This is a genomic window from Agrococcus casei LMG 22410, from assembly GCF_900163565.1.
Lineage (GTDB): Bacteria > Actinomycetota > Actinomycetes > Actinomycetales > Microbacteriaceae > Agrococcus > Agrococcus casei.
The window spans coordinates 16,229-40,418 of the sequence record NZ_FUHU01000038.1; the positions used below are offsets into that span (position 1 = coordinate 16,229).

The 24,190-nt window shown below is 64.6% G+C and carries 23 protein-coding genes; 4 read left to right on the top strand and 19 right to left on the bottom strand.

The features are described from left to right. Window positions 1-40: 40 nt before the first annotated feature. From dnaG to CZ674_RS08925, 4 genes are read right to left on the bottom strand one after another with little or no spacing between them, the layout of a single operon-like run. Window positions 41-1,876, bottom strand: a complete 1,836-nt coding sequence (gene dnaG, locus CZ674_RS08910; RefSeq protein ID WP_086992172.1) for a DNA primase — start codon at window positions 1,874-1,876, stop codon at window positions 41-43. Continuing rightward, the gene (locus CZ674_RS08915) at window positions 1,877-3,103 is read right to left on the bottom strand and encodes a deoxyguanosinetriphosphate triphosphohydrolase (RefSeq protein ID WP_086992173.1); all 1,227 of its coding nucleotides are present in this window, start codon (window positions 3,101-3,103) and stop codon (window positions 1,877-1,879) included. Continuing rightward, window positions 3,104-4,231 (bottom strand): tRNA dihydrouridine synthase DusB, encoded by a 1,128-nt coding sequence (dusB, locus tag CZ674_RS08920; protein WP_086992174.1) that lies wholly within the window; start codon window positions 4,229-4,231, stop codon window positions 3,104-3,106. 2 nt (window positions 4,232-4,233) lie between these two features. Continuing rightward, window positions 4,234-5,610: a glycine--tRNA ligase gene (locus tag CZ674_RS08925; protein WP_086992175.1), complete on the bottom strand. Its 1,377-nt coding sequence runs from the start codon at window positions 5,608-5,610 to the stop codon at window positions 4,234-4,236. A 225-nt stretch (window positions 5,611-5,835) separates the two neighbouring features. Here CZ674_RS08925 and CZ674_RS08930 point away from each other — a divergent pair, with 225 nt between their 5' ends. The 3 genes from CZ674_RS08930 to CZ674_RS08940 all read left to right on the top strand — a co-directional run bounded on the left by CZ674_RS08930 (window position 5,836) and on the right by CZ674_RS08940 (window position 8,298). After that, complete coding sequence (locus CZ674_RS08930; protein ID WP_086992176.1) at window positions 5,836-6,957, top strand: DUF222 domain-containing protein; 1,122 nt, start codon at window positions 5,836-5,838, stop codon at window positions 6,955-6,957. Window positions 6,958-7,170: 213 nt separating this feature from the next. Next, complete coding sequence (locus tag CZ674_RS08935; protein ID WP_086992177.1) at window positions 7,171-7,638, top strand: RES domain-containing protein; 468 nt, start codon at window positions 7,171-7,173, stop codon at window positions 7,636-7,638. 9 nt (window positions 7,639-7,647) lie between these two features. Beyond that, window positions 7,648-8,298, top strand: a complete 651-nt coding sequence (locus tag CZ674_RS08940) for a DinB family protein (RefSeq protein ID WP_086992178.1) — start codon at window positions 7,648-7,650, stop codon at window positions 8,296-8,298. A 6-nt stretch (window positions 8,299-8,304) separates the two neighbouring features. On the opposite strand, the gene CZ674_RS08945 is transcribed toward CZ674_RS08940, so the two are convergent. From CZ674_RS08945 to CZ674_RS09000, 12 genes are all read right to left on the bottom strand, one after another. Continuing rightward, a complete protein-coding gene (locus tag CZ674_RS08945; protein ID WP_086992179.1) occupies window positions 8,305-9,111 on the bottom strand; it encodes an isoprenyl transferase in 807 nt (268 codons plus the stop codon). After that, window positions 9,108-9,839: a DNA repair protein RecO gene (gene recO / locus CZ674_RS08950; RefSeq protein ID WP_086992180.1), complete on the bottom strand. Its 732-nt coding sequence runs from the start codon at window positions 9,837-9,839 to the stop codon at window positions 9,108-9,110. Before recO ends, CZ674_RS08945 begins: the two co-directional genes overlap by 4 nt. Continuing rightward, window positions 9,823-11,589, bottom strand: a complete 1,767-nt coding sequence (gene leuA / locus CZ674_RS08955; protein ID WP_086992181.1) for a 2-isopropylmalate synthase — start codon at window positions 11,587-11,589, stop codon at window positions 9,823-9,825. Before leuA ends, recO begins: the two co-directional genes overlap by 17 nt. Window positions 11,590-11,723: 134 nt before the next feature. Next, window positions 11,724-13,112 (bottom strand): ABC transporter permease, encoded by a 1,389-nt coding sequence (locus tag CZ674_RS08960; protein WP_086992182.1) that lies wholly within the window; start codon window positions 13,110-13,112, stop codon window positions 11,724-11,726. Further along, complete coding sequence (locus CZ674_RS08965) at window positions 13,109-13,843, bottom strand: ABC transporter ATP-binding protein (RefSeq protein ID WP_086992183.1); 735 nt, start codon at window positions 13,841-13,843, stop codon at window positions 13,109-13,111. Before CZ674_RS08965 ends, CZ674_RS08960 begins: the two co-directional genes overlap by 4 nt. 92 nt (window positions 13,844-13,935) lie before the next feature. Beyond that, the gene (locus CZ674_RS08970; protein WP_086992184.1) at window positions 13,936-14,574 is read right to left on the bottom strand and encodes a response regulator transcription factor; all 639 of its coding nucleotides are present in this window, start codon (window positions 14,572-14,574) and stop codon (window positions 13,936-13,938) included. A 14-nt stretch (window positions 14,575-14,588) separates the two neighbouring features. Further along, a complete protein-coding gene (locus CZ674_RS08975; protein ID WP_159456949.1) occupies window positions 14,589-15,782 on the bottom strand; it encodes a sensor histidine kinase in 1,194 nt (397 codons plus the stop codon). A gap of 84 nt (window positions 15,783-15,866) precedes the next feature. After that, on the bottom strand, window positions 15,867-16,292 hold the full coding sequence (gene ctaF / locus CZ674_RS08980) for an aa3-type cytochrome oxidase subunit IV (protein WP_086992186.1): 426 nt from the start codon (window positions 16,290-16,292) through the stop codon (window positions 15,867-15,869). Window positions 16,293-16,295: 3 nt separating this feature from the next. After that, window positions 16,296-18,005 (bottom strand): aa3-type cytochrome oxidase subunit I, encoded by a 1,710-nt coding sequence (gene ctaD / locus CZ674_RS08985; protein ID WP_086992187.1) that lies wholly within the window; start codon window positions 18,003-18,005, stop codon window positions 16,296-16,298. A 2-nt stretch (window positions 18,006-18,007) separates the two neighbouring features. Next, entirely contained in the window at window positions 18,008-18,877 is an 870-nt protein-coding gene (gene ctaC / locus CZ674_RS08990) for an aa3-type cytochrome oxidase subunit II (protein WP_086992188.1), read from the bottom strand. Window positions 18,878-18,929: 52 nt separating this feature from the next. Then, complete coding sequence (locus CZ674_RS08995) at window positions 18,930-19,298, bottom strand: HesB/IscA family protein (RefSeq protein WP_086992189.1); 369 nt, start codon at window positions 19,296-19,298, stop codon at window positions 18,930-18,932. A gap of 9 nt (window positions 19,299-19,307) precedes the next feature. Continuing rightward, window positions 19,308-20,699: a dipeptidase gene (locus tag CZ674_RS09000; protein WP_086992190.1), complete on the bottom strand. Its 1,392-nt coding sequence runs from the start codon at window positions 20,697-20,699 to the stop codon at window positions 19,308-19,310. 76 nt (window positions 20,700-20,775) lie between these two features. Between CZ674_RS09000 and CZ674_RS09005 the strand changes: the two genes are divergently transcribed. Then, window positions 20,776-21,345 (top strand): DUF3043 domain-containing protein, encoded by a 570-nt coding sequence (locus tag CZ674_RS09005; protein ID WP_159456950.1) that lies wholly within the window; start codon window positions 20,776-20,778, stop codon window positions 21,343-21,345. Between the two features lie 10 nt (window positions 21,346-21,355). On the opposite strand, the gene CZ674_RS09010 is transcribed toward CZ674_RS09005, so the two are convergent. The 3 genes from CZ674_RS09010 to hisD are packed head-to-tail and all read right to left on the bottom strand — an operon-like array spanning window position 21,356 to window position 24,134. Further along, on the bottom strand, window positions 21,356-22,384 hold the full coding sequence (locus CZ674_RS09010; RefSeq protein WP_086992192.1) for a quinone-dependent dihydroorotate dehydrogenase: 1,029 nt from the start codon (window positions 22,382-22,384) through the stop codon (window positions 21,356-21,358). After that, entirely contained in the window at window positions 22,381-22,836 is a 456-nt protein-coding gene (nrdR, locus tag CZ674_RS09015) for a transcriptional regulator NrdR (protein WP_086992193.1), read from the bottom strand. Before nrdR ends, CZ674_RS09010 begins: the two co-directional genes overlap by 4 nt. After that, complete coding sequence (hisD, locus tag CZ674_RS09020; RefSeq protein WP_086992194.1) at window positions 22,836-24,134, bottom strand: histidinol dehydrogenase; 1,299 nt, start codon at window positions 24,132-24,134, stop codon at window positions 22,836-22,838. Before hisD ends, nrdR begins: the two co-directional genes overlap by 1 nt. Between the last annotated feature and the right edge of the window lie 56 nt (window positions 24,135-24,190).

Consider the following 24,190-nt stretch of genomic DNA (forward strand, 5'->3'; position numbering starts at 1 on the left):
CGACAAGCCTAGCATGACCCTGTCGCAGCTGGCGACATCGTCACCCGTGCTCGTCGATGAGCTTGCGACGCTCGGTCTCGAGCGCAGCGACCTGCAGGTCGAGCTCGCGGGCCGCGTCTGCGTCCTTGGCGCGCATCCGCATCGCCTGCCCCTGCAGCTGCGCCTTCTCGCGCAGCATGTCGCGCTGCACGAGAGCCTTCACGGATCCTCGGACGTAGCGGTCGAGGCCCTTCTCGTTGGTCTGGATCGGCGACATCGACAGTTCTCGAACCAGTGGCACCATGCTCTCGGGCACTGCCTGCGAGACCAGGTCGGCGAAGCCCGCGTTCGCAAGCTCGCTGATGTTCACGAGCATCGCGTCACGCACGATCTCGAGCGAAGGGTCTGCAACATAGGCGATGACGGCGCGTTCGGCGAGATCGCGTGGCACCAGGCCTCCCTGCTGCAGCATCGCCACGAGAGCTTCGCGCTCGAGCCGCGTCGCAGGATCGTTGCCCAGCGTCGCCTGGGGGTGCTGCAGCGGCTCGGACTCTGCCCGCGCATCCCGCCTGTTGGCACGCACCTGCCTCGTCACCTCGATCGGGTCGACGCCCAGCCAGCCTGCGACTGTTCGCACGTAGCCGTCGGCCAGCGCGCGGTCACGGATGCCTGCGAGAATCGGTGCGGCAGCACGAGTGGCTTGCACTCGTCCTTCGACAGTCTCGAGGTCGAACTCGGCGATGACACGCTGCAGCATGAACTCGAACATCGGGCGCGGATTCTGCACGAGCCGCTGCACTGCCTGATCGCCGCGCTGGATGCGCAGGTCGCACGGGTCGAGTCCCTCGGGAGGCGTCGCCACAAAGGTCTGTGCGGCGAACCGCTGCTCTTCTGCGAAGGCGCGGCTCGCAGCCTTCTGCCCGGCCTCATCAGGGTCGAACGTGAAGACCACGCGGCCGAGCGAGCGCGTGTCAGGCGTCGAGACATCGCCGAGCACACGGCGCAGCAGCTTGACGTGATCTGCGCCGAATGCGGTGCCACACGTCGCGACGGCGGTCGTGACCCCTGCCAGGTGACATGCCATGACGTCGGTGTAGCCCTCGACGATCACAGCCTCGCGGCTGCGCGAGATCGTGCGCTTGGCTAGGTCGAGCCCGTAGAGCACGCGCGACTTGTGAAAGACGGGAGTCTCGGGGGTGTTGAGGTACTTCGGGCCCTTGTCGTCGTCGAGCAGCTTGCGCGCGCCGAAGCCGACCGTGGCGCCGGTGACATCGCGGATCGGCCACGTCAGACGCCCGCGGAATCGGTCGTACGGCCCACGCTGGCCCTCAGACAGCAGCCCGGCAGTGACCAGCTCGAGCTCAGAGAACCCCCGGCGCCGCAGATGACTGCGGAGGCTGTCGAACGAGTTGGGCGCGAATCCGACTCCGAAGTGCTGTGCCGCCTGCAGGTCGAAGCCGCGCTCCCCCAGAAACTGCTGGCCGGGCAGCGCCTGGTTGGTCAGCAGCTGCTCCTGAAAGTACTCGGCAGCGGCAGCGTTGGCCTCGAGCAGCCGGCTGCGGTTGATGCCGTCGTCTTTGGGCGCCTCGCCGTCCTCATAGCGAAGCGTGAAGTTCGCCTGGGCCGCGAAGCGCTCGACCGTCTCGACGAAGGTCGTGTGGTCCATCGCCATGGCGAAGCCGAACACGTCGCCGTCTTCGCCGCAGCCGAAGCAGTGATAGCGGCCGACTGCAGGGCGCACGTGAAAGCTCGGCGTGCGCTCGTCATGAAACGGGCACAGACCCTTCATCGAGCCGACGCCTGCGCGCTTCAGCGTGACGTACTGCGACACGACGTCGACGATGTTGACGCGAGACCGCAGTTCGTCGATGTCTTCGCGACGGATCCTGCCAGCCACTCAGCCCACCAATTCCCCATGCCATGCAACCGCTGCACGGTCTGTCAGCGATGCTATCTGGTCGACCACTGCACGCTTGCGAAGCTCATCGCTGCCTGTGGAATCGAAGTCCTGTGCAAACTGCTCGTCGAGCGTGCCAGGAGCGCCTGCCAGCAGCCCGTCGGCCAGTTCGATCAGCATGTGCCGCTGCTCGCGGTAGATCGGCTGGCGCTCGGGGTGCGTCATCACGAACGCGCTCACGGTGCCCTTCAGCACGGCGATCTCGGCCTGCACCTCGTGCGGAATCACCATCGAGCCGTTGAATCTGCCGAGCTGCCCGGAGTGCGCCTCGCGCGTCGCTCGCACCGATGCGACCGCGAAGCGGCCGATCAGCTTCGAGGTCAGGTTCTTGAGCTTCGCCTGGTCGCGTCTGGAGTCGTCAAACGAAGAAGGCCATGTGTCGAGGTCGTCGAGCCTGTCGAACGCGGCGACCAGGTCGTCTCTGCTGAACTCGCCGCCGACCCAGTCGAGCATCCGGTCGACGAGCTCTTCATGGTTCGTGCGCGACGCCAGCTGCCGCACGTCGACGAATCCGTTGACGATGGCATCTTCGAAGTCGTGCACCGAGTATGCGACGTCATCGGCGAGATCCATGACCTCGGCCTCGATGCAGCGCTGCTCGGCGGGCGCGTCAGCGCGAACCCACTCGAATGCCTCGACATCGTCGGCGTAGAAGCCGAACTTCACGCGTCCCGACGGGTCGAGCACCTCACGGGTGTCGGGCCACGGGTACTTGCACGAGGCGTCGACGGATGCGCGGGTGAAGTTGAGTCCGAACGAGCGAGCGTCGGTCACGACCTTCGGCTCGAGTCGGGTGATCACGCGCAGCGTCTGTGCGTTGCCCTCGAACCCGCCGATGTCGCTTGCCCAGATGTTGAGGGCCTTCTCGCCGTTGTGCCCGAAGGGCGGGTGGCCGATGTCATGCACGAGGCACGCGGTGTCGACGACATCGGCTTCGAGGCCAAGGGTGTCGGCGACTTCACGGCCGATCTGCGCCACCTCGAGCGAATGCGTGAGGCGTGAGCGCGAGAAGTCGAGTCCCAGGGTCGGCGAGACCACCTGCGTCTTCTGCGACAGTCGTCGCAGTCCGCTGGCATGGATGGCTCGGGCGCGGTCGCGTGCGAAGTCGCTGCGGTTCGAAGAGTGCTCTTCGGGATGCCAGCGCTCGATGTCGTGTGCGGTCGCCACTCAGCCTCCGGTCGTGTCTGCTGCGTCTTCGATCAGGTTCGATCGCTGATCGGGCGTGAGGTCACGGGTCTCGAGCCAGTGCTCGGGAAGGATGGGTCGCCGCGGTGAGCCTGCACGGCCTCGCTGCCCCTCGACGCCGACAGCGTCGTAGCCGAGCGAGTGGTCGAGCGTCGCGAGGATCTCGTCGAGCTGCTCGATCGACGAGATGGTCGAGAGCTGACGACGCACCTCTCCCCCGATCCCGTACCCCTTGAAGTACCAGGCGACGTGCTTTCGCAAGTCACGGCATCCGCGATTCTCGTCTTCGAAGAACTCGACCAGCAGCTCAGCGTGACGTCTGAACGCCTTCGCGACCTCGGTGAGTCCGGGCCGGTGACGCTCGTCGCTGCCGTTGAATGCGTTCGCAAGGTCGCCGAAGAGCCAGGGCCGGCCGAGGCATGCGCGACCCACGGTGACGCCGTCGACGCCGGTCTCGTCGATCATGCGCAGGGCGTCTTCTGCCTGCCAGACGTCGCCGTTGCCGAACACGGGAATGCTCGTGACAGCCTCTTTGAGCTTGCCGATCGCGGACCAGTCAGCGGTGCCCGAGTAGTTGTCGTGCGTGGTGCGTCCGTGCAGCGTCACGGCTTTGGCGCCGACGGCCTCTGCGATTCGGCCGGCCTCGATGTGCGTCAGGTGATCGTCGTCGATGCCCTTGCGCATCTTCACCGTCACCGGCAGGTCGCCGGCGTTCTTGACGGTCGACGAGACGATTGCCTCGAAGAGCTCGCGCTTCCACGGGAGTGCGCTGCCGCCGCCGCGTCGCGTGACCTTCGGAACCGGGCATCCGAAATTCAGGTCGATGTGATCGGCCAGGTCTTCTTCTGCGATCATGCGCGCGGCCTTGCCGACGGTGATCGCGTCGACGCTGTAGAGCTGCACGCTGCGCGGCGTCTCGGACTCGTGGTGCGAGATCAGCCGCATCGTCTCGGCGTTGCGCTCGATGAGGGCACGGGCGGTGATCATCTCGCAGACGTACAGCCCCGCCCCGTACTCGCGGCAGAGCCTGCGGAACGCGGTGTTCGTGACCCCCGCCATCGGCGCGAGCACGACCGGCACGTCGAGGTCGATCGGTCCGATCGAGACCATGGTCAGGCTCCCAGGAGCTCCTGGGCCAGGAAGCCAGGGAGCTCGTCGATGCTGATGCGCTGCTGCTCCATCGTGTCGCGGTCGCGCACCGTCACGGCGTTGTCTTCGAGCGAGTCGAAGTCGACCGTGACGCAGAACGGGGTGCCGATCTCGTCGTTGCGGCGGTAGCGGCGTCCGATGGCGCCTGCGTCGTCGTAGTCGACTGCCCAGTTGCGGCGCAGCTTGGCGGCGATCTCCTTCGCCAGGGGCGTCAGCTGCTCATTGCGGCTGAGCGGCAGCACGGCGACCTTGATCGGAGCGAGACGGCGGTCGAGGCGCAGCACGGTGCGCTTGTCGGTGCCGCCCTTGCTGTTCGGAACCTCTTCTTCGTCGTAGGAGTCAACGAGGAACGCCATCAGGCTGCGCGTGAGGCCGAATGACGGCTCGATCACGTACGGGATGTAGCGCTCGCCAGAGGCCTGGTCGAAGTACTCGAGCTTCTTGCCGCTCGCCTCCTGGTGGCTGCGCAGGTCGTAGTCGGTGCGGTTGGCGATGCCCATGAGCTCGCCCCACTCTGATCCCTGGAAGCCGAAGCGGTACTCGAGGTCGATCGTGCGGTCTGAGTAGTGTGCGCGCTCTGCTTCGGGAACATCGAACTGGCGGATGTTCTCCATGTCGATGCCGAGGTCTTCGAACCATGCCATGCATGCTTCGACCCACTCGTCGAACCACTTGGGCGCGTCGTCGGGGGCGATGAAGAACTCGATCTCCATCTGCTCGAACTCGCGGGTGCGGAAGATGAAGTTTCCGGGGGTGATCTCGTTGCGGAAGGCCTTGCCGACCTGGCCGATGCCGAACGGCGGCTTCTTGCGGCTCGACGTCATGACATTCGCGAAGTTGACGAAGATGCCCTGTGCAGTCTCGGGACGGAGGTATTCGAGGCCCTCTTCATTGTCGACCGGGCCGAGGTAGGTCTTCAGCAGACCTGAGAACTGCTGGGGGTCGGTCCACTTGCCGGTCGTGCCGCAGTCGGGGCAGGTGATGACGTCCATCGACTCAGGGGCACGCTTCTTCTTCGCCTCGTACGCCTCTTCGAGGTGATCCTGACGGTGACGCTTGTGGCACTGGAGGCACTCGATCAGCGGATCGGTGAACGTCTCGACGTGACCGGATGCGTTCCAGACAGCGCGCGGCAGGATGATCGACGAGTCGAGGCCGACCATGTCTTCACGACCGTCGACGAAGGTGCGCCACCACTGGCGCTTGATGTTCTCCTTGAGAGCTACACCGAGGGGGCCGTAATCCCATGCGGAGCGCGATCCGCCGTAGATCTCTCCCGCTTGGAACACGAAGCCGCGCTGCTTTGCAAGCGAGATGACCTGGTCAAGACGTGAGGGCACGAAGAACTCCTTGTACTGATGGGCACGGTGCTGATTGGGCACGCGTAAGAGATAAGTCTAGTGCCGGTGCAGGGGTGGTTGGTCATCTGGTTGCCGAGCGTGGCGTCGCGGCCCACGGGCTCTCGCAACCGGCAGCTCTCCACAGATTTTCTTTTCCACAGGGGCCGATTCTCGGATCTCGCGTCAGTAGTGGGTAGTAGATTCGTTCTAACGAAGGAGGTGAGCATGAGCACCGCAACCGCGATCCAGCAACTGACCGCTGAGGCTGCCCAGGTGTTCGACGCCGCCTTCGACGACTTCACCTCATGCTCCACCGGTGACCGGTTTGCGACGCTCAACGCCATGACCGAATTCGCCCTGCAGCATCAAGCGCATCTGGCTCGGTTCGCGCAGGTGCTCGAGCACTCCGGGTCGGCCCTGTCAAGCGTCGCGAAAGACCTCCGATACTCATCGACCGCGACACTGTTGCAGCACGAGGTGGGCTTCGCCAAGGGGCAGGCAGACGCCTACGTGCGGCTCGGCAAGCTGTTGCAGCACCGCGAATACCCCGTGCTGGCTGCAGCGATCGAAGCTGGCACGATCTCATCCCAGCAGGCCATCATCATCACGCGCGAGTTCGACCGACAGCGCAATCACTACGACGCCGAGTTCCTTGCTGTCGCTGATCGCAGCGCGGTCTCCTTCGCCGAGGGACAGAACTCGAGCCAGCCCTGGAGCCCAGAGGATCTGCGCGACAGCATCCGCGGATGGTTCGCCCAACACGACCCCGAGCAAGTTGAGCTGCGCACCGAGCAGCAGCATGCGCGGAGGTCGTGCAAAGCGTGGGTACAAGAAGACGGCATGATCTCCGTCATCACACTGCTGACAGCAACGGATGGTGCCGCGGTGATGCAGTTCCTTGACGCGAACGCATCGCCACGCACGCGCCTTTCGGCGCCCGATGGTGACCCCGAGATCGACATGCGCACCCGCGAGCAGAAGATGGCCGACGCATTCGTCCGCGCCTTCACCACCGCCGCCAAGTCGAAGCACACCAGCACCCAGGGCGGCGCCGCGCCGACGCTGCTGGTCACGGTGCCCATGAGCGAGATCAACAAGCACGCCAACGGCACGCCCGCACTCGCGCGCGTCAGCCGCACCCAGGAGTTCGTACCGGTCGCAGAAGCCGCCCGCATCATCTGCGACGGCGCCGTGCAGGCAGCGATCACCGATGACTCCGGCAACGTGTTGAAGCTCGGACGGTCGCAACGACTCTTCTCCCCCACCCAGCGCAAAGCACTGAATGTCGCCTACCCAACCTGCGCGACAGACGGATGCACGATCCCGTCAGTGTGGGAAAACGGCTAACAGGCCGTTTTCGTGGAAAGACCGGGATCGCGAGCCTCCGATCCAGCACAATCCACGGAAACGATCCGTCAGGATCGTTTCCCCATCACCATCAAGTGCATCTCGAACTCCTCAAGATGACGAAAGATCCCCAGACCCAGAAGTGGAAAGCAGTCAGGGTCATCCGAAGATGATGCCGCGGGCAATCCGACGCTCAGTGGTTGACTGAAGAGCATGAACACAATCACTGGGACGTTCTACCGCGCCATCGATCCCATGCACATGGGCAGTGCCCTCGATGGCTCTCGCGGCCAAGGGCGGTTCAACGCTGTCGATCAGCCGACCCTGTATCTCAGCTCGAGCCGTGATGGTGTGGCAGCCGCCATGATCAAGCACACGTCGGCAAACGACCCTGCGCGCACCGTCATTGCTGTTCGTGTCGAGAATGCTCGCGTCTTCGACCTTCGCGACGCAGACAGTCCCGACCACGCCGGCAGCTCACTCGATGACGCGGCATCTGACTGGCAGGAGCAGTTGCGAGAGAACACCAGACCGAGAAGCTGGGCAGTCCGAGACGCAATAGAGCAGACAGGAGCACACGGGCTCATCGACCCGTCACGCAAGTCCCCCGGGCTCTGGCACCTGGTGCTGTTCCGCTGGAACACCCCCGGCGCCCCGACCGTGACTGTGGTCGACGAGTAGGATCACCGCATGAACGCCAGCAACGATGCGAAGGCCGATCTCAAGCGATACCTCCAATCGACGCGCAGTGCACTGCTGTGGAAGCTCGAAGGACTCAGCGAACGCCAGATGCGCGAGCCGCACACCCCAACAGGCATGAATCTGCTCGGCATCGTCAAACACTGTGCGAACGTCGAAGTCGGCTACTTCGGCGAGACGTTCGGCCGCGAGTGGCCTCATCCTGAGCAGGTCGTGACAGAAGCCCAATGGAGCCAAGACACTCAGGCCGACTGGTTCGCAACCGCAGCTGAGAGCAGCGAAGACATCGTCGACCTCTACCTGCGCATCTGGGCATTCGCAGACGAGACCATCGACGCACTCCCCCTCGATGCAGAGGGCACCGTCGCGCACTGGCCAGAAGGGCGCAACACGGTCACACTGCACCAGATGCTCATCCATGTGCTCACTGACGTCACCCGGCACGCGGGTCACGCAGACATCATCCGCGAACAGACTGACGGCGACACCGGCCTCAGTCAGAACAACACGAACATGCCCGACGACGTGGACTGGCCGGCATACGTCGAGAAGCTGCGCCAGCTCGCTATTGCGTCAGACGCACAAACTCCCGCAGCGGCGGCTGATGATCGTGCACGGAAACAGCCTCTTCGGCAACAGTGAAACTGGTCACGACGCAGCCTGCGTCCCAGGCGCATCGATGGCTCCGCCGAATCGACGCACGCGCCCTGAGTAGATGTCGATCGCATGCCAGAGCTCGCGCCTCGAGAAATCAGGCCAGAGCGTATCGAGAAAGACCATCTCGGCATACGCACCCTGCCAGGTGAGGAAGTTCGAGATCCGCTGCTCGCCGCTGGAGCGAATGTAGAGGTCGACCGGAGGCATGTCGGGCTGATACATCCGTGCATCGAGCACACGCTCGGTGACGCCACTCGGCTTCAGCCGGCCAGCCCGAACCTCTTCGGCGATCTCACGAACCGCATCGACGATCTCGAGCTTGCCGCCGTAGTTGATGCACATCGTGAGGGTCAGCCGGGTGTTGTGCTTGGTCATCTCCTGCGCGCGCTCGAGCTCGTCGATGACGCTGCGCCACAGCTTCGGGCGTCGCCCAGCCCACCGAATGCGCACTCCCCAGGCATTGAGCTGATCGCGTCGCCTGTGCAGCACCTTGCGGTTGAAGCCCATCAGAAAGCGCACTTCGGCTGGGTCGCGCTTCCAGTTCTCGGTCGAGAACGCATACACAGACAGCTGCTTCACCCCGGCCTGCAACGCACCTGCAACGACATCGAGCAGCACCTCTTCGCCGGCAGCGTGCCCCTGCGTGCGAGTCAGCCCCTGCTTGTTCGCCCACCGGCCGTTGCCGTCCATGATGATCGCGACATGGGCTGGCACCTGGCCACGCGTGTACTCGGGCGGGTACTCCCCCGTCCAGTCGACCTCGCGATACGGCACTGCATCGGGATGCGTGATCTTCACAGCGTGTTCCTCTCGATGTGCTGCAACGATCGTAGCCCGCGCTCAAGATGAAACTGCACATAGGCCCCGACCGCAGCCGAGGCCGCATTGCGGATGCCGGTGCTCGACGCATCCACTCGCTCCCAGTCTCCTGCGAGCAGCGCCCCGAGCAGCTCGACGGTCTCGGGAGCAAGCCGCGCTGTTCCGGGAGGCGCCGCTTCGGCAGCGACCATGCCACCCAGCTGCGGCGAGAATGCCGAATGGGGCCCGGGCGCACCAGTGACGGCACACTCATCGAAGCTCGGCGCCCAGCCGGCGATCGACAGCGCCCGAAGCAGATACGAGTCAAGCGTCAGCGTGGGAGCATGCTCACCCCGCGCAAGCGAGCGCAGAGCACCGATCAGCAGCACATACTGCTGCAGTGACCCGTCGTGATCAGTCAGCCGATCTGCAGTCTCGACCATCGCAGCAGCAGCCGTGTAGCGGCCGTAGTCGCCGACGATGTCGGGCGCATAGCTGCCAAGCGTGACCGCCTGCGTGATGATGTCGAGGCTGCGCCCCACCACAAGCTGCATGTCAGCAACCATGAACGGCTCGAGGCGTGCACCGAACTTCGACGAAGTGCGGCGCACACCCTTCGCAACTGCCCGGACTTTGCCGTGCGAGCGAGTGAGCAGCGTGACGATGCGGTCTGCCTCCCCCAGATGATGGGTTCGCAGCACCACGCCTTCGTCACGATACGTCGGCAACGGCCTTGCTTCGCAATCCGCGGTTGACGCCCGAGATCACTGCCTTCAGCGATGCATTCTGCGAGTTGTGGTCGATGCCCACACCCCACACCGTCACACCGTTCACGCTGAGCTCGACGTACGACGCAGCCCGTGCATCCTGTCCTTGGCTCATCGTGTGCTCGACGTAGTCGTGCAGCTGCACTTCGACACTGTGCTCGCGCAGCATCGTGAGCAGCGCATCGATCGGACCGTTGCCGGTCGAGTCGAAGTCGTGCACGACTTCACCGTCGCGGATCTCGCCGACAATGCTCGACTCGCCTGTCGACGTCGACGCCGTCTGGAAGTGCGTCAGCTCGAAGCGGCCCCAGCGCTGGAATCCGTCATCGTAGTTCGCAGGGTCAGACGGCAGGTACTCGTCGCCGAAGATGTTCCAGATCTGCGCACTGGTGACTTCGCCGCCTTCAGTGTCGGTGCGAGCCTGCACGATGTTCGACAGCTCGACCTGCAGACGACGAGGCAGGTCGAGGCCGTGGTCGGCCTTCAGCAGATACGCGACACCGCCCTTACCCGACTGCGAGTTGACGCGAATGACAGCTTCATAGCTGCGACCGACGTCCTTGGGGTCGATCGGCAGATACGGAACAGCCCACGTCATCTCGTCGACGCTGACACCGGCTTCAGCGGCCTCTTGCGACATGCGTTCGAAGCCCTTCTTGATGGCGTCCTGGTGGCTGCCGCTGAACGCGGTGTAGACGAGGTCGCCTGCCCACGGGCTGCGCTCGTGCACACGCATCTGGTTGCAGTGCTCGGCAACGCGGCGGATCTCGTCGAGGTCTGAGAAGTCGATCTCGGGGTCGACACCCTGCGTGAAGAGGTTCAGCCCCAGCGCGATGAGGTCGACGTTGCCGGTGCGCTCTCCGTTGCCGAACAGGCAGCCTTCGATGCGATCGGCTCCGGCCATGTAGCCGAGCTCAGCCGCTGCAACGCCGGTTCCTCGGTCGTTGTGCGGGTGCAGCGAGAGCACGATCGAGTCGCGACGAGCGAGGTTGCGGTGCATCCACTCGATCGAGTCTGCATAGACATTCGGCGTCGACATCTCGACTGTGGCCGGCAGGTTGATGATGATCTTGCGCTCGGGAGTCGGCTCGATGACCTCGGTGACCGCATCGCAGACCTCGACCGCATAGTCGAGCTCCGTGCCCGTGTACGACTCGGGCGAGTACTGGTAGATGATCTCGGTCTCTTCGACGAGGTGCTCGAGCGAACGGCACAGCTTCGCGGCATCGACGGCAATCTGCTTCACGCCCTCGCGGTCGCTGCGGAACACCACGTCACGCTGCAGCACGCTGGTCGAGTTGTAGAAGTGCACGATCGCACGCTTGGCGCCCTTGATCGACTCGTAGGTACGACGGATGAGGTGCTCACGCGCCTGCACCAGCACCTGAATCGTCACATCGTCGGGAATCGCGTCGTCATCGATGAGGTGGCGCACGAAGTCGAAGTCCATCTGGCTGGCAGACGGGAATCCGACCTCGATCTCCTTGTAGCCCATCTTGACGAGCAGATCGAACATGAGGCGCTTGCGGTCCGGCGACATGGGGTCGACGAGGGCCTGGTTGCCGTCGCGCAGATCGACAGCACACCACTGGGGTGCACGCTCGATGCGCTTGTCGGGCCACGTGCGATCAGGCAGTTCGACCTTGATCTGCTCGTGGAAGGGAACGTACCGCTGAAAGGGCATTCCGCTGGGCTGCTGCTTGTTCTTCATGATTGCTCCTGCTTCGCTGCTGTCGGTCAGTGTGCCGGGCATCGCAGACTCCGCGACGAGGGGGCCCGGTTTCTCAGGCCTCGCCGCGGCGGCGAAGGAGCAGCAGTGAAGTTGCCATACCGCAACCATACACCTCAGGCGACCGCAACCGCCTCGAGTGCACGGATGCGCCCAGCACGTCGCGCAGCGGGGTATCCGGCACCCAGCGCAACGGCGAGTGTGGCCACAGCCAGCAGCACCGGCAGCAGCCAGGGCACGGCAGGCATCAGCACGCCCATGCCGGGGTACGACCCGAACATCATCGACGCACCGAACCAGCCGTAGACGAGTCCCAGCACGAAACCGCTCGCAAGAGCCAGCGCGCCGATGAGCGCGGCCTCGATCAGCACCGTTCGCTTCGCTCGTTGCACCGACATGCCGACCAGCCGCAGCAGGCCGATCTCGCGAGTGCGCGAGGCGACCGACATCTGCATCGTCGACACGAAGCCGAACACCGCGATGAGGCTGGCGCCGCCGACTGCCAGAGCGATCACCGTCATGAACTGCGCCGCGATCTCGCCCAGGAACTCCCGTTGCGTCTCCGACATTCCGTCGCCTCCCGCTGCGCGATCCATGGCAATCAGAGCAGTCTCGCCTGCAACGGAGAACATCGTGACGACAGCGACACCCACCATGAGTGCGATGGCGATTCCGCCGGTTCGCTTGGGCGATCGCTGCAGGCTCCCCAGCGCGATCGACAGCTCAGTCGATTTGCGTGCAGCTGGTGCCGCGAGTCGCAGCAGCCCCTGCGTGAGGGGTGTCGCCAGCGCCACGATGCCGAGCACCGACAGCGCTCCCCCGAGCACGCCCGGCAGCACGGCGAGCGGCGTGAGGAACCCGCCTGCCAACGAGGCGAGCAGCACCGCTGATCCTGTCACCACGAGCGTCCAGGCAAGAGGCCGCCTGCGCCCCGCACCCAGGTCTTCGTCCTGCACAGCAGTGCGCACGGCTTCAGCGGGCGCGATCTGGAGCACCCGCCTGCTCGCACCCCATGCTGCGGCAAGCGCACCGAGCACGATGGCAGCAGCCGGAATCAGCGCAGCGGGATCAACCCAGGGAATCGCCACACCGTGCCACTCCGCGCGCTGCTGCCGCAGCACCAAGCCCACGATCGCGCCGAGGATCGCCCCGGCCGCCCACCCGGCTGCAGCTCCGACGGCTCCTGTTGCCGAGAATCCGCCGAAGAGACGTCGCCGCTCGTCTCGCCTGCGTGACCCGACGAGTCTGCGCAGTGCGATGTCGCGGCGCAGCTCGTCGACCGCCTGTCGAAATGCGACCTGCGCGACAATCGAGGCGATCAGCACCGTCACGACCGCGAGGACGATCTGCCCGAGCACAGCCATCACGATCAGGGTCTCGGAGTTCACAAGCGCTGCAGAGGCTTCCAGCAGCACGCGAAACTGCGTCGTCACGGTCATCAGCGCAGTGCACCCGGCAGCTGCGATGAACGTGGCGAGAAACGCCAGCTTCGAACCGGCATTCATCGTGATGCTCCGGCCAGCTGCACCATCTCGGTGGCGATCTGCTCGGCGCTCAGGCCGCTGACCTCGCGCTGCACGCGGCCGTCCTGCAGAAACACGATGCGACTCGCTCTGGCTGCCACCATCGGATCGTGCGTCACGAGCATGATTGCCTGGCCGAGCGCTGCCTCTTCTGCGAGCAGGTCGAGCACTTCCCTGGCGCTTGCAGTGTCGAGAGCACCGGTGGGCTCATCGGCGAACACCACATTCGGGCGTGTTGTCAGCGCTCGAGCGATCGCGACCCGCTGCTGCTGCCCCCCAGAGAGCGCCCCCGGCAGGTGGTCGAGGCGATCGCCGATCCGCAGTCTCTCGACGAGTTCTGCGATGCGCGTCTCGTCAGGGCGGTCGCCGCCCAGCTCGAACGGCAGACGGATGTTGTCGGCCGCAGTCAGCGACGGCAGCAGGTTGTACGACTGGAACACGAAGCCGATGTGCTTTCTGCGAGTCTCTGTTAGCGCATCGTCAGAGAGGCCCGTGAGCACCTGCTGGCCGACCTGCACCCGTCCCGAGCTCGGCTCGTCAAGGCCGGCGGCACAGGCGAGCATCGTCGACTTGCCTGAGCCGGAGGGCCCCATGACGGCGACCAGCTCGCCCGGTGCCACCTGCAGCGACACATCCTCGAGGGCAGTGACGCGTGTGTGACCCGCACCGAAGTGGCGGCTGATCTCGTGCAGTTGCAAGGCAGGACTGTTCATGCTGACCAGTCAATCCCGCGGCGCACCGGCGCACGACCGTCTGCCGACTGACTCGTGTCATCCTGCAGACTGACAACGCCGAGCTTCTGGCCTCAGGCGAGGCCGTGCTCGTACGCGTAGACCACCAGCTGCACGCGATCGCGCAGCCCCAGCTTCGTCAGGATGCGCGAGATGTGCGTCTTGACCGTCGCCTCGCTCACGAACTCCGCGGTGGCGATCTCGGTGTTCGAGTGCCCCTTCGACGCATGCATGAAGATCTCGCGCTCACGGTCGGTGAGCGTGTCGAAGGCATCCGGAACCGCCTGGTGCGCCCGCTTGCCGAAGTGCTCGAACAGTGCACGCGTCGCACTGGCAGCAAGCACCTGGTTGCCGTTCACCACGGTTCGAATCGATGCCAGCACGAACTCCGGCTCGGCCTCTTTCAGGACGAATCCGGATGCGCCGGCCCGGATCGCGCGCGCGGCCGCCTCATCGAGGTCGAAGGTGGTGAGCACGATCACCTTCGTTGCCGGACGCTCACTGACGATCGCTTGAGTGGCTGCGATGCCGTCGAGCACCGGCATGCGCACATCCATGAGCACGACATCGGGCTGCGCCTCACGAACGACAGCGACTGCTTCACGCCCGTCCCCTGCCTCAGCCACAACCTGCATGTCGACCTGCGACTCGAGCAGCATGCGGATTCCGCCACGGAACAGCGCCTGGTCGTCGACAATCGCCACTCGGATCATCTGTGTCTCCTCAATCATGTCTGCAGCGCCACCGGCATGCGTACGAGCACCCTGAACCAGCCCTGGTCGATGCCGATCCACGAGCTGCCGCCCGCAAGCGCTGCACGCTCACGCATGCCGGTGAGTCCGTGGCTGCCCGATGGCACCCGGTCACCACCGTACTGCGCAGGCCGGTTGTGCACGTTCACGATGAGCTCGTGCCCCACATCGACGCGCACGAATACCGGAGCGCCCACCGCGCCGTGACGCATGGCGTTCGTGAGCGCCTCCTGCACGACGCGGTACGCGGCGAGTTCGGAGGCACGCGCAAGCTGGATGCCGTGCGGCGGCATGGTAAGACGGATGTCCATCCCGGCACCGCGCATCCGTTCGACCAGGTCGGGCACGTCGCAGAGACCGTTGCTCACATCGTTTGCCTGGGAGTGGCGAAGCTGATGCAGCAGTCCGCGAACGTCGACAAGCGCACCTGAAGCGGTCTTCGAGATGGTCGCGAGCGTGTCGTCTTTGACTGCTGCGTCGGTGGCATACCTGGCTCCATTCGCCTGCGCCACGACGACTGCGAGCGAATGCGCCACCACGTCGTGCATGTCACGGGCGATGGCGGTGCGCTCCTCTTCTGCCGCACGCATCTGCATCTGCGCGAGCACCGACATCTCTGCTTTGCGGCGCTCACGGGCCTCGCGATTGCTTCGCATGAAGAGTCGAAGCACGACGCCCGCCAGAACAGCACCCGTGAACAGCAGCACTGACGGCAGGAATGCGAACAAGACACTGAGGAAGATGTCGGAGCCAGCCGGAAGCGACCCCAGTCCCAGCAGTGCGCCTGTCGACCAGAGCGTCACCAGCGCCGCAGCAAGCACGACGACCCCGGCTGTCAGCCGGAACTCGAGCTTCGTGGTGGCAAATCGACCGACCGTCGCCAGCAGCAGCAGCACGGCGAACCACGACGCGTAGATGCCCTCGGCAAGCACAAGCACATGCACCGCCGAAACCAGAAACGCCATGAGCAGCACAGGAACCGGTGCCAGTCGCCTCACCGTCAGCATGCCTGCCAGCAGGAACGCCAGGATCACTGGCCACACCGACAGGAAGAGCCCCACTTGACCGCGATATGTGATCACGACGTCGATGAAGGCTAGCGGGCCGACCACCGCAATCGCGATCAGGGCATCGACGAGCAGGTCGGTGCGACTGATCTTGCGGAACATGTCCCCAGAGTACGGCTTTGCCCGCATGCAACTGTGTGCATGCGGGCAAAGTCCGTCTGAAGGCTGACTCAGCAGCCGTGACAGCTACCTCTGAACGAAGTTGCCGCGGTAGTACTCGAAGACCCAGCCGACCATGGTGATGACGATCAGCACGAGACCGAGCGGCAGCACGAAGGTCGAGACTGCGATGCCCAGCACGAACAGTGAGATCGCAGCGGCCAGCGCGATCGGCCACCAGCTCCACGGCGCGAAGTGTCCGAGCTCGGGGTCGCCGTCATCGATCTCTGCGTCAAGACGGTCTTCTGGGTAGACGTGACCCTTGACGGGGCGCATGACGCTCCACCAGAGGTACGCCGCGATCATGGCGCCCATGGCACCGGCGAGCGCGAACGTGATCGTTCCAACCCACTCGATCTCCTGGGTGTCAATGATCGCCCAGTAGGTGTACACCGCGGAGCACACAAAGAAGAAGGCCGCGATGATCCACATGATTGCGATATTCGCCTTCATGATCTACTTCCTTCCATTTGCGGCTGACGCCTCGGTCACGGTCTTCTTCGCCTTGTCTTGCGCCCACGGAGCATACTCGGGGTGGTGCAGGTCGAAGGCGGGTGACTCCGAGCGGATGCGCGGGATCGACACGAAGTTGTGGCGCGGCGGCGGGCAACTGGTCGCCCACTCAAGGCTTCGGGCTGTGCCCCACGGGTCATCTTCAGTGACCTGCTTGCCATAGCGGGCGGTGAGGTACACGTTCAGGAAGAACGGGATCATCGAGGTCGCGAGCACCATGGCTCCGATTGTCGAGACCTGGTTCATCCAGGTGACGCCATCGGACTCGAGGTACGTGTAGTAACGACGGGGCATGACCACGACACCGATCCAGTGCTGGATGAGGAAGGTCATGTGGAAGCCGATGAACAGCAGCCAGAAGTGCACCTGGCCAAGACGCTCGTTGAGCTTCTTGCCCGTCCACTTCGGCCACCAGAAGTAGAATCCGGCGAACATGGCGAACACCACGGTTCCGAACACGACGTAGTGGAAGTGCGCAACTACGAAGTAGGTGTCAGAGATGTGGAAGTCAAGCGGGGGCGAAGCCAGGATGACACCAGTGAGCCCGCCGAAGACGAACGTCACGAGGAAGCCCAGCGTCCAGACCATGGGCTGCTCCCATGTAATGGATCCTCGCCACATTGTGCCCAGCCAGTTGAAGATCTTCACACCCGTCGGCACAGCGATGAGCATTGTCATGAGGGCGAAGAACGGCAACAGCACAGAGCCTGTGACGTACATGTGGTGTGCCCAGACCGCAACCGACAGTGCGGCAATCGCGATCGTGGCTCCGACCAGCGTCTTGTAGCCGAAGATCGGCTTGCGGCTGAACGCCGCGACGATCTCAGAGACGATGCCGAAGAACGGCAAGGCGATGATGTACACCTCTGGGTGACCGAAGAACCAGAACAGGTGTTGCCACAGCAACACCCCTCCTGCCGCCGGATCGAACACGTGCGCGTCGAGGATGCGGTCAGCAGCGAGGCCGAACAGCGCAGCGGCAAGCACGGGGAACGCGATCAGCACGAGGATCGAGGTCACGAGCGTGTTCCAGCTGAAGATCGACATGCGGAACATGGTCATGCCGGGAGCACGCATCGTGATGATCGTCGTGATGAAGTTGACGGCACCGAGGATTGTTCCGAAGCCCGAGATGCCGAGGCCGAGCACCCAGAGGTCGCCGCCGACTCCAGGAGAGAAGTCAGTGTTCGAGAGTGGTGCGTACGCAGTCCAGCCGAAGGACGCAGCGCCCTGCGGTGTCAGGAATCCGCCGATTGCGATCAGCGAGCCGAACGAGTACAGCCAGTAGGCGAATGCGTTCAGTCGCGGGAAGGCGACGTCGGGAGCACCGATCTGCAGCGGCATGAGCACGTTCGCGAAGCCCGAGAAGAGCGGCGTTGCGAATATCAGCAGCATGATCGTGCCGTGCATCGTGAACAGCTGGTTGTACTGCTCTTGAGTCGGGATGATGTCGAGTCCGGGCGACCAGAGCTGGGCGCGGATCATCAGCGCCATCACTCCGCCGATGCAGAAGTAGAGGAACGACGAGATCAGGTACATGTACCCGATCTTCTTGTGGTCGGTGGTGGTGATCCAGTCGACCAGGACGTTGCCCTTGCGGGTTGCCGAAGGCGAGATGCCGGGCTGTGAAGGACGTGTTGCTGTGGCAGTCATGACTACTCTTCTTCCTCACCCTCGTTGTCCCACGTGGGCTGCAGCGGGTTGAGACTCTCATCGGGGTGGCCGACGTTGCCTTCTGCCTCAAGCTCGTCGAGGTACGCCTGGTACTCGTCGGGCGACACGATCTCGACGTTGAAGAGCATCATCGAGTGGTACTCGCCGCAGAGCTCGGCGCACTTGCCGGTGAAGGTGCCCTCGACATCGCCCGTCTCGAAGTACATGTGGTTGGTGACGCCAGGCAGCATGTCCTTCTTGTAGAGCATCTCTACGATCCAGAAGGAGTGCGCGACATCACGCGATTCGAGGATGATTTCGACCGACGAGTTGGATGGCATATAGAGCGTGGGGATCGTGTCTTCGTCGATGTGCATCGTGCCGGGCTCGTTGAGCGCCTGGATGCCTTCGAAGTACACGGGATCCTTGTTCTCGCGGTCGTACACGAAGTCCCACGCCCAGCGCTTGCCGTAGGCAGTGATCGAGACGTCGGGATCCTCGATCTCTGCTTCGATCGCCGCCTGGTCACGTGCAGTAAACGCGAAGAAGGTCATGACGAGCAGAATCGGGACCGTTGTGAAGAAGATCTCGATGGGCATGTTGTAGCGCAGCTGTGCCGGCAGGCCTGTCTGGCCCTTCCGGCGGCGGTAGGCCACGCTCGCCCACAGCATGAGGCCCCAGACCAAGATGCCGATTGCAAGCAGGACGATCCATGAGGTCGTCCAGAGCCCGACAATGCGGTCTACGTGATTCGTGAGGCCGGGAGTAGAGGGCAACCAGCCCTGAAGCTGCTCCTGGGTGCAGCCAGCGAGGACCGCAGCGGTCAGCGCTGCGGCGGGCACGGCCAGCCATCGTGTTCGTCGGTTACGCAAGGGACGTCCTTCGATCAGAAAGTGTTCGGTTTCATCCTAGTACGGGCGATTGCTAACTGAAGCTATCGCCACACGCGCAGCTGCCCTGCGCGTTGGGATTGTCAATGGTGAAGCCCTGCTTCTCAATGGAATCCTCGAAATCGATCTTGGAATCATCGAGATAAGGCACGCTCATCCGGTCGACCACCACTTCGACTGTGGCACCGTCCGCTGCCGGAAACTCGACGACTGCATCGCCGTCGAGCACGCGCTCGTCGAAGTAGAGCTGGTAGATGAGACCCGAGCATCCGCCCGGCTGCACTGCAACCCGCAGTCGGAGGTCATCGCGACCCTCCTGCACCAGCAGGCGGTGCACCTTGTCGGCCGCAGCTTCGGAGATGGTGACTCCGTGAGCTGGGGCTGTCGTCGTGGTGTCAGTCATGCTTCGAGTCTATCCGAGTCCGCCGGTCGCGAGGCGCGTCAGGAGGAGTGCCTCAGAGGCGATCGCATTGCGGAGCACGCCCAAGTGCTGTGATTCGTTGGGGCTGTGCGCCATGGTGCCCGGGTCTTCGACGCCTGTCACGAGGATCTCAGCATTCGGGAACTCCTGCTCAAGCAGCGAGATGAACGGAATCGAGCCGCCGATTCCGGCCTCGACCGCCTCGTTGCCCCATGCGTCAGCCATCGATTCCTTCATGGCGCGAACAGCGGGTCCCGTTGTGTCGACCAGGAAGGGATCGCCGAGTTCGACATTCGTGATCTCGGCCTTCGCTCCGAACGGAGTGTGCTTCTCGACGTGACGCTCGAGAGCCGCCAGCGCATCCGCCGACGACTGGCCCGGTGCGATTCTGGCCGACACGACGAACGTCGCTGTCGGGAGGATTGTGTTCGAGGCGTTCTGCACGTCGGGAAGGCTCGTGCCGACCACAGTGATCGCAGGGTCGTTCCAGAGGCGGTCGAGCACGCGCCCTGACCCGATCAGGCTCACGCCTTCGGGCACGCCGGCCTCGTCGCGGACCTGCTGCTCGTCCTGATCGGGTGCCGTGTGCTCGGCGCTGAGCAGCCCTTCGACTGCCGAGCTGCCGTTCTCGTCCCAGAACGTGTTGAGCAGACGGATGGCCGCAAGGGGCGCATCCGCAACTGCGCCTCCGTACATGCCCGAGTGGTTCGCGTGGTCGAGGGTCGTGACCGTGAGCCCGAACTTGACGTTGCCGCGAAGCGACACGGTCAGGCTCGGAACCGTCGTCGACCAGTTGTCGCTGTCAGCCACGACGATCACGTCAGAGCGCAGTGTCTCCTTGTGCGTCTCGAGGAAATTCGCGAACGAGCGCGAGCCGTACTCCTCCTCGCCCTCGATGAAGAGTGCGATGCCGAGGCCGCTGTCGGGCGCGATCTGCTGCAGCACGCGCAGCGCCGCAACGTGCGTCATGACGCCTGCCTTGTCGTCGCTGGCGCCGCGGCCGTAGAGGCGGTCGCCGATGACGGTGGGCTCGAACGGCGGCGTCTTCCAGAGGGCCTCGTCGCCCCACGGCTGCACGTCGTGGTGTGCGTAGAGCAGCACGGTGGGCTTGCCGGGTGCCGCCTCGCGGCGGGCGATGATCGCCGGCTGGCCGAACTCCTCAGACCCAGGAGCGACGGGGACGCGCTCGATGCGCACGGAGTCGAACACGCCTGTCGACTCCATCAGCGCCTTGACTGCCGATGCCGACTCGTCGAGCTTCGCAGGATCGAATCCGCCGAATGCCACAGAGGGAATGCGCACAAGGGACTTGAGCTCTTCGACGGATGCGTCGAACGCCTCGTCTACCGCCGACAGGACTTTCTGAGTGTGATCGTTCGTCATGCTCTCCATGCTAGTTCCAGACTCGCCGGACTCCGGTAGAATGCCGGGAAACCCAATCTTGTCTGTGAGGAACACCGTGCCCCTGTTTGGATCGAAGCCGAAGAACATCGTCGAAGACTATGACGATGCCTCGGAGCCCGCGAGGCCGCGCACACCCAAGCGCTCTGAGCTCGTCGAGCAGTCCCGCAAGCCGCTGATCCCCTCAGACCGCAAAGAGTCGAAGCGCCAGGCACGAGAGAAGATGGCCGTGCAACGCCAGCGCGCCCAAGAAGGCTATGCGCGAGGCGAAGAGCAGTACCTGCCGCCTCGCGACCAGGGCGAAGTGCGGGCGTACGCTCGCGACTACGTCGATGCGCGATTCTCAGTCGGCTCGCTGCTGATGCCGGCGATGATCCTTGTGCTGGCTATGACGTTCATCAACACTGAGACGATGCGCATCGCAACGTTCGGTGTTCTGTGGGCCTTCGTCGGACTCACCGTGCTCGACTGCGTCATCATGACCTGGCTGCTGCGCCGTCGCATCACCGCCAAGTTCGGCAGCGGCAAGACAAAGGGCGTCAGCTGGTACGCCTCGATGCGATCGACGCAGATGCGCTTCATGCGCATGCCCAAGCCTCGCGTCAAGCGCTTCGAGAAGATCGACTAGAGTCTGCTCGCTAGACGTTCCGGGACCGCATCAGTGCCGCAAGATCGCGGTTGATCGTGCGCGCCCATCCGGGACCCTCGTAGACGAACGAGGTGTATCCCTGCACCAGGTCAGCTCCGGCATCGAGCCGTGCGAGCACATCGTGAGCAGTGACGACGCCGCCCACCGACACGACCGTCGCATCTTCGGGCAGCGTCTGCCGCAGCAGGCGCAGCACTTCCATCGAGCGCGCGGCGAGCAGCGGTCCTGAGAGGCCCCCGCCCCCTGCCGCAGCCACAGTCTCGGGGTCGGTCTTCAGGCCTTCTCGCGAGATCGTCGTGTTCGTTGCGATCACGCCAGCCAGCCCGAGTCGTGTGACCAGCTGGGCGATGCCTACGATCTGGTCGTCGTCGAGATCCGGAGCGATCTTGACGAGCACCGGAACACCCGCGGCCGCCTCGACGACGCCGCTGAGGATCGGCTCGAGCTGCGCCTCATCCTGCAGCCCGCGAAGCCCGGGCGTGTTGGGGCTCGAGACATTGACGGCGATGTAGTCGGCGTGGGGCGCAAGCTCGAGAGCCGCTGCCCGGTAGTCGTCTGCCGCCGACTCAAGGGGCGTGCTCTTGTTCTTGCCGATGTTGACGCCGACCACGGGGCGGCGTCCGTCGCTGCGAGCAGCGCGCAGCCGATCGGCCATGGCTTCGATGCCCTCGTTGTTGAAGCCCATCCGGTTGATGAGCGCACGGTCGTCGACGAGCCGCACGAGGCGCGGCTTCGGGTTTCCGGGCTGCGCCTTCGGCGTCACCGTGCCGACTTCGACATGGCCGAAGCCCAGCGCGCCCAGGCCCAGCAGCATCGTCGCGTTCTTGTCGAACCCGGCGGCGATGCCGAACGGCGTCGGGAACTCGCGGTCGAGCGCTCTCGTTCGCAGAATCGGATCAGCCCGCACACCAGGCCGGGCGGCGCCAGCGGCACGCACGACGATCGCACCCAGCGAGTGCGCCAGCTCGGTGTCGAAGTGCCGCAGCACGCGATCGAACAGCACGTCGTAGAGGCTCATCGAAGCTCCTTGTCTGAGCGCAGATCGGCGATCGCAGCCTCGAAGTCCTCCAGCGACTCGAAGCCCTGGTAGACGCTCGCGAAGCGAAGATACGCGACCTCGTCGAGCTGTCGCAGCGGCGGCAGCACTGCCAGCCCGACCTCGTTCGCCTGGATCTGGCTGGCACCGGTCGCCCGGATGGTCTCTTCTGCGACCTGCGCTACCTGAGCGAGATCCGCATCCGTCACGGGTCTTCCCTGGCACGCCTTGCGCACGCCCTCGATGACCTTCTCGCGACTGAACGGCTCCATCACGCCCGAGCGCTTGACGACCTGCAGCGATGCCGACTCAGAGGTCGAGAATCTGCGCCCGCACACGGTGCACTGGCGGCGACGGCGAATCTGGAGGCCGTCGTCGCTCGTTCGGGAGTCGACGACTCGAGAGTCGGGGTTTCGGCAGAACGGGCAGTGCATCAGTCCTCGAATCGTGCGGTCACGGCCTCGCCGTGCGCCGGCAGGTCCTCTTCGACTGCGAGGGTCTCGATTGCGCCGCGAACCCCCGCGAGTCCTTGCATGGTGTAGCGGACGACCTGCTGCGACCGCAGGAACACGCTCGCGTTCAGGCCGGCCGCGAAGCGTGCGGTGCCTCCGGTGGGCAGCACGTGGTTGCTGCCGGCCGCGTAGTCGCCGAGCGCAACCGGCGAGGCGTCGCCGACGAACACGACTCCGGCGTTGACGATCTGCTCGACGACGCTGTCTGCGTCGGCGGTCATGATCTGCAGGTGCTCGGCGGCGTACGCGTTCGCCAGCCGCACCGCGCTGTCAAGCGAGTCGACGACAACAGAAGCCGACTGGCGCCCCGTGAGGGCCGCGCGAATTCGGTCGCTGTGCTTCGTCAGCGGCACGATCCTCGCGATCGCCTCGTCGACGCTGTCTGCGAGCTTCGCAGAATCCGTCACGAGCACGCTGCCGGCAAGCTCGTCGTGCTCTGCCTGTGAGATCAGGTCGCGTGCGACCAGCTCAGGGTTCGCCGTGTCATCGGCCAGCACGAGGATCTCGGTGGGCCCGGCCTCTGCGTCGATGGCCACTCGTCCGGCGACTGCGCGCTTGGCGGCTGCCACGAACACGTTGCCGGGGCCGGTCACGACATCGACCCTGCGGAGCCCGATGCCCTCGACCCCGTACGCGAATGCGCCGATTGCACCGGCGCCTCCCATCGCGTACACCTCGTCGACCCCGAGCAGTGCGCAGGTGGCCAGGATGGTCGGGTGGGGTGCTCCGTCGTGGCTCGCCTGGGCGGGCGACGCGACGGCGATGCTTGTCACACCCGCTGCCTGGGCGGCGACTGCGTTCATGATGACGCTCGACGGGTACACGGCCTTGCCGCCGGGAACATACAGCCCGACTCGCTCGACCGGAACCCAGCGCTGGTCGATGACGGCGCCGTCAGCGATCCGCGTGGTCGCAGCGGGCGGAATCTGGGCCGCACTCCCCTGCCGAACGCGCTCGATCGTCTGCTCGAGCGCAGCCCTCACGGTCGGGTCGAGCCCCTCGAGCGCGGCAGCGAGGTCTTGGGACGGCACACGGATCGACGCGGGACGCACCCGGTCGAAGCGCTCTGCCTGGTCGAGCAGCGCATCCGCCCCCGCTGACCGCACGTCGTCGATCAGCGCATGCACGGCCTCGGCAGCGGCAGCGACATCGGACTCGGCGCGCGGAAGCACCGAGTCGAGGTCGTCAGGAAGCGAGGCGAGAGTGAGGCGACGAAGCATGGTTCCAGTCTAGGAGTGATGACTGCGACCCAGCGTCACACGAGCGCACTGCGTCA